Origin of the sequence: Streptomyces sp. NPDC057565, from assembly GCF_042801455.1 — a bacterium.
Classification (GTDB): Bacteria; Actinomycetota; Actinomycetes; order Streptomycetales; family Streptomycetaceae; genus Streptomyces; species Streptomyces yanii.
This window is the reverse complement of record NZ_JBHVFU010000006.1, coordinates 105,291-119,797: the sequence shown is the minus strand read 5'-3', so window position 1 is coordinate 119,797 and position 14,507 is coordinate 105,291. Positions and strand designations below refer to the sequence as shown.

Genomic DNA, 14,507 nt, shown 5'->3' with positions numbered 1-14,507 from the left:
TTCGCCGCCGAGCCGAGCCACGGTGGTCGGAACCTGGCCAGAATCCTGGAACCAGCTGATGCGTGCCCCCGGGGAAGGCGTTGACCCGGGTCGCTCGCTTACGACGGCCGTGAGAGCCGGTCAGGGGTTCGTGCGTGACAGGTGGTCGGGGAGGTCGGTGAGCCGTTCGATGCGGAGCACCGTCTCGTCTGCCGTCGGCGATGGCCCACCGGTGACGAAGTCGATGCCACGGTCCAGCCAGATGCCGGTGAGCCCGGCGAGGGCGGCTGCGTTTACATCGCTTTCCAGCATGTCGCCCACGTTGACCGCCTGCGCGGGGTCCGTCCGCATCCGCCGGCAGGCGGTGGCGTAGGCGGCGGGCTTGGCCGCACCGAGCTCGGTCGGGGTCAGGACGGCTTCGAAGTATTCGAGGAGGCCGAAGCGGGCGAGCTTGGCGCGCTGCTGCTCGGGGTCCCCGTTGGTGAGAACAGCCAGACGCGGTCCTCGGGGAAGCCGTTTCAGGGTCTCCAGGCATGGCTGGACATCGGGATAGCACCGCCAGGACTCCTCGAACGCGGTGAGGTAGCGCTCGGCGATCCAGGCGTCCAGAAGGCCGGGACTTTCAGGAACCGGCTCGCCGAGCATCGGCAGGAAGGAACGGAGCCTGCGTCGGTGGTGCTCAGCGAAGGAGCACTGACCGGCCAGGTATTCCCGCATGTGGCGCGCCTCCAGCGTCCACCACAACGTCACCAGCTCCTCCGGTGGAGCCGTCGCGTTCGGCGCGGCCCGGACGATCCGGCCGATCGTCTCCAGGACCGCGCTTCGGTGATCGACCAGGGTGCCGTCCAGATCGAAGAAAATCACATCTGCCACAGGCTGATCGTCTCGTGGTGCCCGTCCCTGACGCCAGAAGGCAGGTATCGCGATCTTCCTTTCGGTTTGCGTAGCCGGACGTAGTGGTTGAGGGGGCCGGGCCGGGAGAACGACCCCTTCGGATGGAAAGAGGGGTGGTGCTGCACCCTCCCTGCCCACTGGCCCAATCACGGGTCCAGCCCGGCAGAAGGCTGAACCCGGCGAACCTCCCCCGCAGGCACCGAAGGACCGGTGCCCGGACTGCGCGCAGTGCGGCCATGGTTCGCCGGTCGGCCAGAGCAACGGACCGCCCATGGAACTGTGCCGGACGCCGGGCTCCCCACTCCTCGGATACAGCAAGGTCGTCTCCCTGGCGAAGCTCGCGAACTCCGGTACGAGCTCCGCCAGGTCGAAGGGCGGTGGGGGAATCCTGCGGGGCACGGTGCGAGTCCTCCAGGGACGGACATGCTGGTTCAGGCGGTAGGTAACCTATGCCGGAGTGCTGACAGACGAGGGACACCTGGCACAACAGACCCGCGGGACGCGGCATATCGTGCCCGATCGGTGTCTCGCCCGCGGACGGCCGACCTGCCGCCCGCCGTCTCGCGGACCTGCCCGAGGAGGAGTCCCACCCGATGACGAGCGACGGCCTCGACAGCCTTGCCGCGATGCGCGGCCGCCCCTGGTTCATGGCCAACGAACTCCTGGCGTTCGTGATCGAGTTGGCGGCACTGGCGTGCCTGTCGTGGTGGGGTTTCACCGCCGGTGGCTCAACCGCTGCCCGGTGGCTGCTGGGGCTCGGGATGCCGGCGGTGGCCATCGTGCTGTGGGGGCTGTTCGCCGCTCCTCGCGCCCGGGTCCGGCTTCCGCTGTGGGGCGTCCTGCTGGTGAAGGCGGTGGTGCTCGGCGGCGGGGTGTACGCGGTGTACCGCGTGGGTCATCCGGTGGCGGCGTCGGTGGCCGGCGTCGTGGTGGTCGTGAACACGGGGCTGGCCGAGTTCTTCCGGCGCCGCCCCGCACGGTGACGGGGCTCTCGGGGCCTCTCGCGTTCGGATCACGCCGGGCTCGCGGGGACCGATCCGAGGGGAAGGGCCCTGACGCCGCCGGCCCGGCCGCGGAGGCGGCCGGGCCGGCGGTGCGTACGGCGCGGGATCAGATGAGGCCCTGCGCGAGCATGGCGTCGGCGACCAGTTCGAAACCGGCGATGTTCGCGCCGACCACGTAGTTGCCGGGGCTGCCGTAGCGCTCCGCCGTGGTGAAGCAGGAGTCGTGGATGTGGCGCATGATCTCCGCGAGCCGCTCCTCGGTGTGCGCGAAGGTCCATGAGTCGCGCGACGCGTTCTGCTGCATCTCCAGCGCGCTGGTGGCCACTCCGCCCGCGTTGGCGGCCTTGCCGGGGGCGAAGGCGACGCCCGCTTCCTGGAGGACCCGCACGGCCTCCGGGGTGGTGGGCATGTTGGCGCCCTCGGCGACCGCCTGCACCCCGTTGCGTACGAGTGTCAGCGCATCGGCCTCGTGGAGTTCGTTCTGCGTGGCACACGGCAGGGCCACGTCGCAGGGGACGTTCCACACGCCTGTGCCGGCGACGAAGCCGACATGCGCGCCGCGCCGTTCCGCGTACTCCGAGACCCGGCCGCGACCGGCCTCCTTGACCTCCTTGAGCAGGGCGAGGTCGATGCCCTTCTCGTCGACGACATAACCGTCGGAGTCGGAGCACGTCACCACGGTCGCGCCGAGCTGCTGGGCCTTCTCGATCGCATAGATCGCGACATTGCCGGAGCCCGACACGACGACCCGTCGGCCGTCGAGGGATCCGCCCCGGCTCCTGAGCATCTCGTCGGTGAAGAGCACACAGCCGTAGCCGGTGGCCTCGGTGCGCGCCTGGGCACCGCCCCAGCCCAGGCCCTTTCCGGTGAGCACACCGGATTCGTACCGGTTGGTGATCCGCTTGTACTGACCGAACAGATAGCCGATCTCGCGGCCGCCGACGCCGATGTCACCGGCCGGGACGTCCGTGTACTCGCCCAGGTGACGGTGGAGTTCGGTCATGAACGACTGGCAGAACCGCATGACCTCGGCGTCGGAGCGGCCCTTCGGGTCGAAGTCGGCGCCGCCCTTGCCCCCGCCGATCGGCATGCCGGTGAGGGCATTCTTGAAGATCTGCTCGAAGCCGAGGAACTTCACGATGCCGAGGTCGACCGAGGGGTGGAAGCGCAGCCCGCCCTTGTACGGTCCCAGCGCGCTGGAGAACTCGACGCGGAAGCCGCGGTTCACATGGATGTCGCCGGAGTCGTCCGACCACGGCACTCGGAAGATGAGCTGACGCTCCGGCTCGCAGATGCGCTCGATGATCCGCGCGTCCACGAACTCCGGTCGCTTCGTCAGGACCGGGCCGAGTGTCTCGAGGACTTCCCGTACCGCCTGATGGAACTCGCTCTCGCCCCGATTGCGCCGCAGGATCTCCGCGTACAGCGGCTCGATGACACGGATCTCGGCTGCGTGCGGCTCCGAGGAAACAGGGGTGGCCGGCATCTGATCAAGACCTTCCATGGGTCGGCAACATGCGCGAAGGCGCCCCTGTCCCGAGGGGCACCGCCGGTCCCCCTCCCCATTGAGGACGTCACCCAGACATCGTGAGAAGTGCACTCACCAATGCGACGTACGGGACCGTTGTGACGTACCGATTGTCCCAGGGGAGCCGCACGATCCTCGGCCGCATCCACATACTGAGCTTTCCCCGGGCCTTCCGGCACCGGGCGTATGGCGCAATCCACACCGGATGCGGCCGGTCGGGGCGCACGGGTCAGGCCTCCTCGCGCCTGTCCCGCAGCATCCACAGCCGCACGCCGGACGCGAGGACGACGGCGCCCGAGACGACGCTCAGGGCGATGTGCAGCCCGGTGTCCTCCATCAGGTTCAGGCCGACATTGGCGACGACTGCGAGACAGAGCACGAGCCAGAGCAGCGGCTTCATGGGGTTCCCTCCGTGGTTGATCCGATGTGTTCCATCCTCCCGGGCGGGGCGCGCCGCAGCGAGGGACTCCCCACCCGGAACGGAGGTGTACTCAGCTACACCTCGGCTCGGAGCCTGCAGCCCCTCGGGGCTCAGCCGTGGCGGCTGCCGGCCGTGGCCCGTCAGGCTTGTACGGCCGCTGCCGCCGCTCGCATCGCGGCCGCGGTCGTCGACGCGTCGTACTCCGGCCCGACACCTTCGACGAGCACCGCATCGCCCGCCATGTTCCGGGTCCGCAGCGGCAGCAGTTCCCGGTAGGCGTCCGACTCGTACCAGCCGCGGGCAGCCGTCATGCTCGGGAACCCGATGACGACGAGCGCACCCGGCCAGTCGCCCTCGATGACCTCGACCTGCGCGCCGTGGACGAGGAAGCGGCCGCCGAAGGGCTCCATGGTCGACTGGATGCGCTCGATGTAGGTGAGAACCTCCTCGCAGGGGTGGGCGGCGGGGTGCAGGTGGGCTATGGCGTATGCGGTCATGGTCTCGCCCTCCGGGATCTGCGTGCTGCCGTGTATCCGTCAGCCGGTGTGCACCATGCTGCTCGGGGGCGTGCGGAGCGTCGATTACCTCCGGGGTAGGAGCGGGGCTCAGTCGGCGATGCCCAGGTCCTCCCGCATCAGCTCCCGCATCGTGTCGAGGTACGGACTCGCCGCCCCCAGGTTCTCCAGGATCCGGGTCACGGTCTCGCCGTCGCGGGCGAGACCGCGATCCAGGCGTTTGACGGCTCCGTCTGCGTTCGCGAGGACCTGGTTGAGGTCACGGGAGGCCTGCAGGATCCGCTCCGGGACGATCATCTGCGCCTCGGCGTATCGGTCGCGGTGGTCGAGGCGGGCCTCTTCGAGCTGGGTGCGTTCCTGCTCCGTATAGACGCCGTCCCTGATCCGGTGCAGGGCGTCCTTGAGAAGTGTGTGGAATTGCCGGGAGGCCCGGTTCATGGCCGTGTACTGGGCGCGCTGCTCCTCGAACCTCCGCCGCGTGTCGGCCAGTTCGGCCTCCTCCCGGCGCTGCCGCGCGGTCATTCGGTGCGCGAGCATCGGCGCGAACAGGGTGCCGAGCACACCGACGACTGCGGTGATCATGGCGGTGATGGCAGCGGTCATGACTGTGAGATTAATGCGATGAGCGGAGGGGAACAGACATGATGCAGCCATGACAACACCACCCACCACGCCGCTGCCCCGTACCCCACTGCGCGCCGGGGACATGCGCCGCTTTCTCGCCGCCGGACTCGACTGCTACCTCTGCCTGCTGACCGTCGGCTTACTGGCCCGGTCGCATGCCGATGCGGCCACCGGACCACAGCTCGCCGGCCTGATCCTCGGGCCGGCGCTCGTGTTCTCGTTCCTCAACCAGGTGGTGCTGACCGCGCTCGTAGGGGCCGGTGCGGGCAAACTCATCATGGGCATACGCGTCATCAGGCTGCCCGATGCCGGTCGCCCCGGCCTCGGCCGGCTGACCCGGCGCTGGCTCCACGGGCTGGCCCGGCTGCCGCTGCAGCCCTGTTACTGGCTGCGCCCGTTGCGCTCCGGCTTCTCCCGTACGGGCGAGGGGCCGCGCCCCGCGGGCAGCACCCCGCCCGGCCGCCCGTGCGCGGACCCGTCCGCCGACCTCTCCGGACTGCGCCAGGTCCGCCGCAGCGACCTCGCCGCGTACCGGACCGCCTGCGAAACCGTGTACGGAACCGCCGGCGCCGGGCAGAGGCATCGGCGTTAGCGCCGTTGTCCCTGCCCGGAAGGCCGGTGTGCCCGAGCCGGTGCGTCCGTGCGTCACGCGTCCGCGTCCGTACGCCGCCTTCTGCGTCCGTACGCCATACCGTGGCGTCCGTGCGTCAGGCCGCCGCGTTCTCCGTGATCGTGACACGGCCCTTGCGGATGGTCGCCAGCCGCGGCGCCCTGCGGGCGATCGCGCTGTCGTGGGTGACCATGATGAAGGTCAGCCCGTGCTCCTTCCACATCGTCTCCAGCACCTCCATGACCTCGTCGCGCATCGATTCGTCGAGGTTGCCGGTGGGCTCGTCGGCGAGCAGCACCTTCGGCTGCTTGACCAGGGCCCGTGCGATCGCCACACGCTGCTGCTGTCCGCCGGACATCTCGCTCGGGAGGTGTCCGAGCCGCTCACCGAGTCCGACGGAGTCCAGCGCCTCCGCGGCCCGCCTGCGCCGCTCCGCAGGCCTGCCGCCGAGCGGGACGAGCGCCGTCTCGACGTTCTCCTGCGCGGTCAGCGTCGGGATGAGGTTGAAGCTCTGGAAGACGAAGCCGATGTTCTGTGCGCGCACCTCGGTGAGCTTGGCCTCGCTGAGCTTCGCGAGGTCCACACCGTCGAGTTCGACGCTGCCGGCCGTCGGACGGTCCAGACCGCCGAGCATCTGCAGCAGCGTGGACTTACCGCCGCCGGTGGGGCCCTGGATGACCAGGCGGCCCCCGTCCTCGATGGTCAGATCGACGCCGGCGAGCGCATCGACGGTGGACTTGCCGCGGGTATAGCGCTTGGTGACGCCGCTGAGCGTGTACATGGGTCAACTCCTGCTGGACTGAAAGGGGTGGGGCTCGCGGTCGGGCTATTCGACGCGACGCAGTGCGTCCGCGGGGCGCAGCCGGGAGGCCCGCCAGCCGCCGAACGCGCCGGCGATCAGCCCGCCCGCCACGGCCAGCGCGACGGCGATGAGGACGGTGGAGAGGGAGACGGGTGCGGTCAGCGCGATGTCGAGGGACTTGGACGCCGCCTGCCGGGCGGGGCCGCCCATGCCGCCGGGGCCGCCGGCCATGCCGCCACCGCCGCCCGAGCCACCGAGCTGCGCGGTGAGGGTGGGGCTGATGGCCGTCACGACGTACGCGCCGGCCAGGCCGACCGCGATGCCGAGGACACCGCCCATCAGACCGTTCACGAGGGCCTCGCCGACAACCTGGCGGGTGACCCGGCCGCTCTTCCAGCCGAGCGCCTTCAGCGTGCCGAACTCCCGCACCCGACGGCTGACCGCGGAGGAGGTGAGCAGTCCGGCGACCAGGAAGGCGGCCACGAGGACCGCGATCGACAGCCACTTGCCGACGCTGGTGGCCAGGTCGGAGGCGGTGGACAGGGAGCCGGAGACGGTGTCGGCGAGGTCCGCGGAAGTGGTGACGGTCGTGCCCGAGATGTTCTTCTGGATGGCGGACTTGACGCTGTCGATCTGCTGCGAGTCGGCGGCCTTGACGTAGACCGTGGTGACCTTGTTCTTGGCGTCGGCGAGGGTCTGCGCCTGCTTCAGCGGGATGTAGAGGTTGGCGGCCGCGTCGCCGCTGTCCGCCGTCGAGACACCGACGATCTTGTACTTGGTCCCGGAGACGGTCACGGTCTTGCCGACCGCGAGCTTCTTCTGCTTGGCGTACGAGGCGTCGACGACCGCGACCTCGGCGTCGGTCTCGGTGGCCCTGAACGTACGGCCCTTGGTGATCTTCGACGAGGTCAGCGGGCCGAGGTCCTGCTTGGTGACGTCGGTCCCGTACACGGTGTACGAGTTGACGTCGAACGAGGCGCCGCCGCCCTGGACCTCACCCTGCGGCTGCGTCGTACCGCCCTCGCCGCCGGGGCCGCGCTGGCCGGTGGCGCCCGCGTTCCCGTTCTGCTTGAACTCGCCGCGCTTGAACTGGCCGTCCACCTTCAGGACGTTGAGGCTCAGCCCACCGACGGCGTCCGCGACGCCGCTCTGCTTGCCGACCTTGTCGACGGTGGTGGAGGACAGCGTCTGGAAGCCCTGGACCATGACGCGGTCCGAACTCTGCTCCGAGTCATCGCCCTTGGCGTCGAACTCGAACCTGGGGCGCTGACTGCTGGAGCCCGGAGCGGCGGCGGCCTTGGTGACCGTCATGTCCGTGCCGAGGCCGTACAGCGATTCCAGGACCTTGTCCTGGGCCTTGCTCATGCCGGAGGAGACGGAGCTGACGATGATGACCAGCGCAATGCCCAGGGCGAGCCCCGAGGCGACGACCAGCGCCGCCTTTCTGCGGCGGCGCAGCTCGCGCCGGAGGTAGGTGAAGAACATGACGCGACGCTATGGATCAGTTGTGATGGCGGGTTAAGGCCACGATGAGATCCGGATGAGAAGGCTTCCGTACGACGAAGGCGGCGGCACCGGGGATCCGAGGGGATCCGTGGTGCCGCCGCCTTGCTTACGTACGTGGCGTCGGGGATTGCGCGGGTACGCGGTCGAGCGTGGGACACGGAGGGCGTCCGGGGACGCCCACCGGGGTCAGACTGCGGAGCCTGCCTGCCAGTCGGCCCAGCTCAGGTTCCAGCCGTTGAGGCCGTTGTCGGGGGTGATGGTCTTGTCCGGGGAGTTCTTGACGATGACCACGTCGCCGACCATCGAGTTGTTGTAGAACCACGCGGCAGGCTGGTTGGCGTCGCCCGCGCCCTTGACGTCGGCGAGGCCGACACAGCCGTGGCTGGTGTTGGCGCTGCCGAAGACCGACCGCGCGCCCCAGTAGTTGCCGTGGATGAAGGTGCCCGACGAGGACAGCCGCATGGCGTGCGGCACGTCCTTGATGTCGTACTCACCCTTGCCATCGGCGTCGGTGAAGCCGACCGTCGCACCGTTCATCCGGGTCTCCTTGAACTTCTCGGAGATCACCATCTGACCGTTGTACGTCGGGTTCTCCGGGGAACCGGCCGAGATCGGGATGGTCTTGATCGTCTTGCCGTTCTGGGTGACGGTCATCGTCTTCGCCTTGGCGTCGACCGTCGAGACCTGGTTGCGGCCGACCTTGAAGGTGACCGTCTTCTGCTGCACACCGAAGACGCCGTTCGAGCCCTCGACGCCGTCCAGCGCCAGCTTCAGCGTGACAGTGGAGCCGCCCGTCCAGTACTGCTCGGGACGCAGGTCCAGACGCTGCGAGTTGAACCAGTGACCGACGACCTGCTGGCCGCTGCTGGACGTCACGGTGATCCCGGCCTGAACGGCCTTCCTGTCCGTGATCGGCTTGTTGAAGTTGATCGAGACCGGCATGCCGACGCCGACCGTGGAGCCGTCCTCGGGGGTGAAGTTCCCGATGAAGCTGTTGGCGGGCGACACCGTGGTGAACGAGGAGTTCTCGTGCGCCTCGCGGCCCTTCGAGTCCTTGGCCGTCGCGTTGATCTTGTACGTGGTCGAGCGCTCCAGCTGCCCGTTCGGCTGCCAGCTCGTGCCGTCGGCCGCCAGGGTGCCCTGGACGCTCGCACCGGCCGACGTGGTCATGGTGACCTCGCTCAGCTTGCCCTTGGTGACGGTGACCTTGGCGTCGTTGTTGATGCTGGCGTTGGTCGCGCCGTTCTTCGGCGAGATCGCTATCTGCGCCTCGGAGGCGTCCTGGGCCGCCGCCTTGTCGACCGCTGCTGCCTGCGACTTCTTCGAGCTCTCGGCGCTCGCCGTGTCCCCGCCGTCGCTGCAGGCAGTGAGTACCAGAACGCCGCCGAGCAGTGCGGACGCGGCCATCAGGCCCCTGCGTCGTTTGCTGTCCGTCATCACACGCTTCTCCATCGTTGCCGTATCCCCCATAACCCCGAGCAGAGCCGCCGGCCGGCGGTACCCCGTCAATGTTCCAAGAACACCCAGGAAAGGCCCTCAGTTCCACATCCGTCAAAGATGTGGGGAACACCACTCATCGACGCAGCCGTGGCAGCTGTGGTTCCAGGGCCGAACGCCTGGTGGCCCCGACCCACCGGGAACGGGCCGGGACCGGTGTGTTCACCGGCTGGACCGCTGTTCCCCGTCGTCGTGTTCCTCCCCATTGTGCGCGACGTCGTCGTCGTCCTCGTCGCCGTAGCCCTCGTCCTCGTCGTCGAGGTCCCAGGCGTCCGGCTCCTCGGGGTCGTAGTCGACGATCTCGCTGGTCCAGGAGGCCTGGGCCAGCTCGACCCCCGGCACCTCGGCGACCAGATCGAACGGGTCGATGAGGGAGGCGAGGGCCTCCGCACCGTCTTCCCGTACCGCGGACTCGGCATGCATGCGTTCCTCGGCCGACTCGCCGCCGGGCTCGCCGTACTCGGCGGCGATGCTCTCCAGTGCCGTACCGCTGAGGGCGTCCGCGTCGGTGATCTCCAACACCATCTCCACGCGAAGACGAACAAACCGTGATGTCTCTGAAGTGCTCATACGCCGGAGCGTAGGGCCAAGAACTCCCCCGGCTTTCCCGCGACCCGCTGCTTTCATTAGCATCGGCGCAGCCGGCTAACTCACTGCTGTCACAAGGGGGATCGATTCCGTGGCCATGGCCCGCCGTCCGCTCCTGACCGCCACCGCGGCGGCCACGCTGCTGTGCGCCCTGTGGTTCGTCCCGTCGGCCAACGCGACGGACGATGCCGACGGTGTGGCCGGTGCGCCGAGCAGACCGGCGGTCACGAGCACCGGGGACGAGGCGTCCGGGCCGGCGCTCGCCGAGACCGGAGCCGGGGTCGACACCACTCCGTATCTGATCGGTGGCACAGCGTTCCTGTTCGTCGGCGCGGCGTTCGTCGCCCACTCGGGGCGCCGCGCGGGCGCGTTGTCCTCGGTCGCCGGACGGGCTTGAGGGACGGGCCCGGCCGGCAGATACGCAGATACACCGGATGCCCCGGGAGACGTCCGCACCATATCGCCGTCCGCCCGAAGGGCGTGGCCCCGGCGTCCGCACATGGGATCGCAAGGCGCCCTGATGCCCAAGTAGCGGAGCCACTTGGGCATCAGGGCAACGCCGCGGGCCGGGCGAGAACTTGTGCACGCACACCAGCCGCTCCGCGGCGAGCCGCTCCCCGATCCGGCCTGATCCGAACGGGAAAACCCTAGTGCCGTGACCGGCAATGTTTGCCCCATGAGGAGCGTCGTCCAGTGCGTGCGATCGCAAGGCGGCCGGAAGTCCTCGTAGCGGAGCTACTAGGGCTTTTGGCCAACGCGGCGAGCGTGCGTGCTGGACGGCGCGACGGGGCAAAGCTTGCCGGGAGGGGCACTAGGCCAGTGCGCCGGTGACCGGCTCCACCGCAGCCACCAGCTTCCCGCTCCGCACGAACGCGTCCGCGGCCGCCAGGTCCGGCGACAGGAACCGGTCCGGGCCGGGCCCCTCGACACCGGCCGCCCTCAGCGCCTCGATCGCGGCGAGGGCCGCGGGCGCGGGGGCGAGCCCCTGGGCGACGCGCAGTTCGATGGCGCGAGTCGCCGCGTACAGCTCGACGGCGACGATCCGGCCGAGGTTCTCCACCGCGGTACGGAGCTTGCGCGCCGCCGACCAGCCCATGGAGACGTGGTCCTCCTGCATTGCGGAGGACGGGATCGAGTCCGCCGACGCCGGGACCGCGAGCCGCTTCATCTCACTGACCAGGGCGGCCTGCGTGTACTGGGCGATCATCAGACCCGAGTCGACACCGGCGTCGTCGGCGAGGAACGGCGGGAGCCCGTGCGAACGGTTCTTGTCCAGCAGTCGGTCCGTGCGGCGCTCGGTGATCGAGCCGAGGTCCGCGGCGACGATCGCCAGGAAGTCGAGCACGTACGCCACCGGGGCGCCGTGGAAGTTGCCGTTGGACTCGACGCGGCCGTCCGGCAGGACGACGGGGTTGTCGACGGCGGAGGCCAGCTCGCGGTCGGCGACGATCCCGGCGTACGCAAGGGTGTCCCGCCCGGCGCCGTTGACCTGGGGCGCGCACCGCACGGAGTAGGCGTCCTGGACACGCGGGGCGTCGTCCTGGTGGTGGCCGGTGAGACCGGACCCGGCGAGCACCCGCAGCATGTTGTCGGCGCTGACGCCCTGGCCCGGGTGCGGGCGGATGGCGTGCAGCTCCGGGGCGAGGACCTTCTCCGTGCCGAGCAGCGCCTCCAGGCTGAGCGCGGCGGTGATGTCGGCGGAGGTGTAGAGGTTCTTCAGGTCGGCGAGGGCCATCACCAGCATGCCGAGCATGCCGTCGGTGCCGTTGAGGAGGGCGAGGCCCTCCTTCTCGCGCAGTTCGACAGGGGCGATGCCGTGCGCGGCGAGGAGCTCACCGGCCGGGCGCACGACACCGTCGGGGCCCTCCGCGTCACCCTCGCCCATCAGCGTCAGGGCGCAGTGCGAGAGCGGTGCCAGGTCGCCGGAGCAGCCGAGCGAGCCGTACTCGTGCACGACGGGGGTGATGCCCGCGTTCAGTACGTCGGCCATGGTCTGGGCAACCTCGGGACGGACGCCGGTGTGGCCGGAGCAGACCGTCTTCAGGCGCAGGAACATCAGGGCCCGCACGACCTCGCGCTCGACGCGCGGGCCCATCCCGGCCGCGTGCGAGCGGACGATGTTGCGCTGGAGCTGAGCCCGCAGGTCGGGACTGATGTGCCGGCTGGCGAGCGCGCCGAAGCCGGTGGAGACGCCGTAGACAGGCTCGGGCTTGGCGGCCAGCGCATCCACGATCTCGCGGGCGGTGGCGAGCGCGCCGACTGCGGCTGCGGAGAGCTCGACGCGGGCTCCCGCGCGAGCCACGGCGATGACGTCCTCTGCGGTGGTACCGGACGTCCCCACCACGACTGTATGCATATCCATATTCAGAAGCGTACGGACTGAAACTCTCCATGTCACTAGTGGTCGCGCGGTTGACCCCTTACCGATCTCGACCGCGGTTCCGCACGCGCGCTACGGACGGCTGCCGCGCAGCCGGCGGCGATCGTGGGCGGACTTCGGCGGCGAGTCGGCCAGCCGGATGACCTCGCCGTCCCGCCCCGCCACCACCGGTTTCGTCGAGCGGGCCGCCTTCGCCCGGTACTGGGCGGCGTCCGCCAGCCGGAAGAGCCGCCGGGCCGAGACCACCGGACCGATCGGGTCGCCGGTCGATGCGATCCCGCAGGCGACCCCGTCGCCGTGCTCCAACTCCGATGCGCGGTCGCAGAGTTCGGTGGCCACCCGGATCACCTCGTCCGCCTCGGGGCCCACGGCGAGCAGACAGAACTCGTCACCGCCGAGCCGGGCCGCGAGCGCGCCCGGCAGCATCGCGCCACACCGTGACAGCACCGAGCCGAAACGTTCCAGCAGTCGGTCGCCGACCGCGTGGCCGAGCGTGTCGTTGACCCCCTTCAGGCCGTTCAGGTCGCAGACGACCAGGCTGACCACCGAGCCGTCGGCATGGTGCCGTTCCACCGCCTCGTCGAGCCGCGTATCGACGAGGCGGCGGTTGGCCAGCCCCGTCAGCGGGTCGGTGAAGGCGAGCTTGCGGACCTCTTCGAGGCGCTCGGTCTGGGAGATCCCGGCGGCGACGACGGCGGCCAGCACGGTCGCGAAGTCCGCGTCCTCCCGCCCGAACACCGGCTCCCCCACCGGTCGCGCCACATAGAGCTCACCCCAGGCCCTCCCGTGCAGCACGATCGGCGCGACCACACAGCAGCCGCGCCGGCGGCGGCGCAGAGCCGCCACGCGCTGATGGTAGTAACCACTCCCGTGTCCTCCCCCACCCGCCGATTTCGCGTCGGACGCGGCACCGTCCTCGCCGGCCGGCCCGTCGGCCGTCTCCACCCAGGCGTCCGGTTCACCACCCCCCGCCCACCGCTCGTGCAGGAACTCGGTGATCTCCGGGAACTGGTGCACAGGGTACGTCTCGTCGTCGGGGAACTCCTCCTCCCCCTCGGCCCGTTCACCCGCGTTCACCAGCACCCGGAGCCGCCCCGGCCCGCGCTCCCACACGGAGAGCGCGGCGAAACTGCCGCCCAACGCCTCGCACGCACCCAGCGCGGCCGCCCGCCAGGACTCGCGCGGGGTATGCGCCGCAGCCATCGACTGCGCAAGCGATACGACGGCCCGCAGTCGCACATCCTCACCACCCATCGTTACATCGTATGTAGATCTGTGGTGATTTGATCAACTTGAAGCGACGAATCGGCCGCTCTGCGCGTCGGAACCATGACGTACCGTTACTCGCCGGGCCAGTTCGGCTTCCGCTTCTCGTTGAACGCGGCCACGCCCTCGGCCCGGTCCCCGGAGAAGGCCACCGAGCGCCAGGCCGCGTCCTCCACTTCCAGTCCGGCCCGCAGATCGAGCCCGTGGCCGAGCCGCAGCGCACGCTTCGCAGCGCGCAGACCCACCGGCGAGTTGGCCGCGATCCGCCCGGCGAGCGCGAGCGCCCGCGTCCGGTCCTCCCCGGCCTCCACCAGCTCGTCGACGAGCCCCAACTCCCTTGCCTCAGCGGCCTCCACCCGCCGGGCGGTGAAGACCAGCTCGGCGGCGCGCGCCGTCCCGACCCGGCGCGGGAGCAACTGGGTACCGCCGCCCCCCGGGATGACGCCGACCGACACCTCCGGCAGCCCCACCACGGCGGTCCGGTCGGCGACGATCAGGTCGCAGGAGAGAGCCAGCTCGAATCCGCCGCCGAGGGCGAACCCGTGCACGGCGGCGACCGTCGGCATCGGCAGGTCGAGGACGCCGGTGTAGGCGGCGCGGGCGGTGGGCCGCTGCCGCACCAGCTCGGCGTCGGTGAAGGAGTTCCGCTCCTTGAGGTCCGCGCCCACACAGAAGGCGCGCTCGTGGCTGGAGGTGAGAACGGTGACCCGCACGGTGGGGTCGGCGGCGAGCGCCGCACAGGCGGCACCGATCGAGCGGGCCATGTCCGTGGACACGGCGTTCATGGCCTTGGGCCGGTCCAGAACCAGTTCGGCGACATGGTCCTGGCCCTCGTGGACCCGTACGACGACGAACTCCCCGAACCGCTGCTCGGACGTGACGGTCATGACTGC

Annotated in this window: 15 protein-coding genes; 3 read left to right on the top strand and 12 right to left on the bottom strand. The window is 70.0% G+C overall.

Going from position 1 to position 14,507, the window contains the following annotated elements:
- Positions 1-120: 120 nt before the first annotated feature.
- A complete protein-coding gene (locus ACFU8W_RS15085; RefSeq protein ID WP_384036470.1) occupies positions 121-852 on the bottom strand; it encodes an HAD family hydrolase in 732 nt (243 codons plus the stop codon).
- 647 nt (positions 853-1,499) lie between these two features.
- On the opposite strand from ACFU8W_RS15085, the gene ACFU8W_RS15080 reads away from it, so the two are divergent.
- Complete coding sequence (locus ACFU8W_RS15080) at positions 1,500-1,856, top strand: YrdB family protein (protein WP_384037124.1); 357 nt, start codon at positions 1,500-1,502, stop codon at positions 1,854-1,856.
- Between the two features lie 127 nt (positions 1,857-1,983).
- Here ACFU8W_RS15080 and gdhA read toward each other — a convergent pair whose 3' ends face one another.
- The 4 genes from gdhA to ACFU8W_RS15060 form a co-directional block, all read right to left on the bottom strand.
- On the bottom strand, positions 1,984-3,363 hold the full coding sequence (gene gdhA / locus ACFU8W_RS15075) for an NADP-specific glutamate dehydrogenase (RefSeq protein ID WP_345515191.1): 1,380 nt from the start codon (positions 3,361-3,363) through the stop codon (positions 1,984-1,986).
- Positions 3,364-3,634: 271 nt separating this feature from the next.
- Entirely contained in the window at positions 3,635-3,805 is a 171-nt protein-coding gene (locus ACFU8W_RS15070; RefSeq protein WP_266982203.1) for a hypothetical protein, read from the bottom strand.
- 161 nt (positions 3,806-3,966) lie between these two features.
- On the bottom strand, positions 3,967-4,323 hold the full coding sequence (locus ACFU8W_RS15065) for a DUF1330 domain-containing protein (RefSeq protein WP_384036466.1): 357 nt from the start codon (positions 4,321-4,323) through the stop codon (positions 3,967-3,969).
- 108 nt (positions 4,324-4,431) lie between these two features.
- Positions 4,432-4,944 (bottom strand): hypothetical protein, encoded by a 513-nt coding sequence (locus ACFU8W_RS15060; RefSeq protein WP_384036463.1) that lies wholly within the window; start codon positions 4,942-4,944, stop codon positions 4,432-4,434.
- A 103-nt stretch (positions 4,945-5,047) separates the two neighbouring features.
- Here ACFU8W_RS15060 and ACFU8W_RS15055 point away from each other — a divergent pair, with 103 nt between their 5' ends.
- Entirely contained in the window at positions 5,048-5,557 is a 510-nt protein-coding gene (locus ACFU8W_RS15055; protein ID WP_384037121.1) for an RDD family protein, read from the top strand.
- Positions 5,558-5,672: 115 nt separating this feature from the next.
- Here the strand turns inward: ACFU8W_RS15055 and ACFU8W_RS15050 are convergent, their stop codons facing one another.
- The 4 genes from ACFU8W_RS15050 to ACFU8W_RS15035 form a co-directional block, all read right to left on the bottom strand.
- Positions 5,673-6,356: an ABC transporter ATP-binding protein gene (locus ACFU8W_RS15050; protein ID WP_345515188.1), complete on the bottom strand. Its 684-nt coding sequence runs from the start codon at positions 6,354-6,356 to the stop codon at positions 5,673-5,675.
- 45 nt (positions 6,357-6,401) lie between these two features.
- A complete protein-coding gene (locus ACFU8W_RS15045; protein WP_384036459.1) occupies positions 6,402-7,862 on the bottom strand; it encodes an ABC transporter permease in 1,461 nt (486 codons plus the stop codon).
- Between the two features lie 207 nt (positions 7,863-8,069).
- Positions 8,070-9,335 (bottom strand): Ig-like domain-containing protein, encoded by a 1,266-nt coding sequence (locus ACFU8W_RS15040; RefSeq protein ID WP_384036456.1) that lies wholly within the window; start codon positions 9,333-9,335, stop codon positions 8,070-8,072.
- A gap of 207 nt (positions 9,336-9,542) precedes the next feature.
- On the bottom strand, positions 9,543-9,950 hold the full coding sequence (locus ACFU8W_RS15035) for a hypothetical protein (protein ID WP_384036453.1): 408 nt from the start codon (positions 9,948-9,950) through the stop codon (positions 9,543-9,545).
- A 109-nt stretch (positions 9,951-10,059) separates the two neighbouring features.
- Between ACFU8W_RS15035 and ACFU8W_RS15030 the strand changes: the two genes are divergently transcribed.
- Complete coding sequence (locus ACFU8W_RS15030) at positions 10,060-10,365, top strand: hypothetical protein (protein ID WP_384036450.1); 306 nt, start codon at positions 10,060-10,062, stop codon at positions 10,363-10,365.
- Positions 10,366-10,779: 414 nt separating this feature from the next.
- Here ACFU8W_RS15030 and hutH read toward each other — a convergent pair whose 3' ends face one another.
- The 3 genes from hutH to ACFU8W_RS15015 all read right to left on the bottom strand — a co-directional run bounded on the left by hutH (position 10,780) and on the right by ACFU8W_RS15015 (position 14,501).
- Positions 10,780-12,330: a histidine ammonia-lyase gene (hutH, locus tag ACFU8W_RS15025; RefSeq protein ID WP_345515183.1), complete on the bottom strand. Its 1,551-nt coding sequence runs from the start codon at positions 12,328-12,330 to the stop codon at positions 10,780-10,782.
- A gap of 90 nt (positions 12,331-12,420) precedes the next feature.
- Positions 12,421-13,602, bottom strand: a complete 1,182-nt coding sequence (locus ACFU8W_RS15020) for a diguanylate cyclase domain-containing protein (protein ID WP_384036446.1) — start codon at positions 13,600-13,602, stop codon at positions 12,421-12,423.
- A gap of 86 nt (positions 13,603-13,688) precedes the next feature.
- Entirely contained in the window at positions 13,689-14,501 is an 813-nt protein-coding gene (locus ACFU8W_RS15015) for an enoyl-CoA hydratase/isomerase family protein (protein WP_384036443.1), read from the bottom strand.
- Positions 14,502-14,507 lie beyond the last annotated feature (6 nt).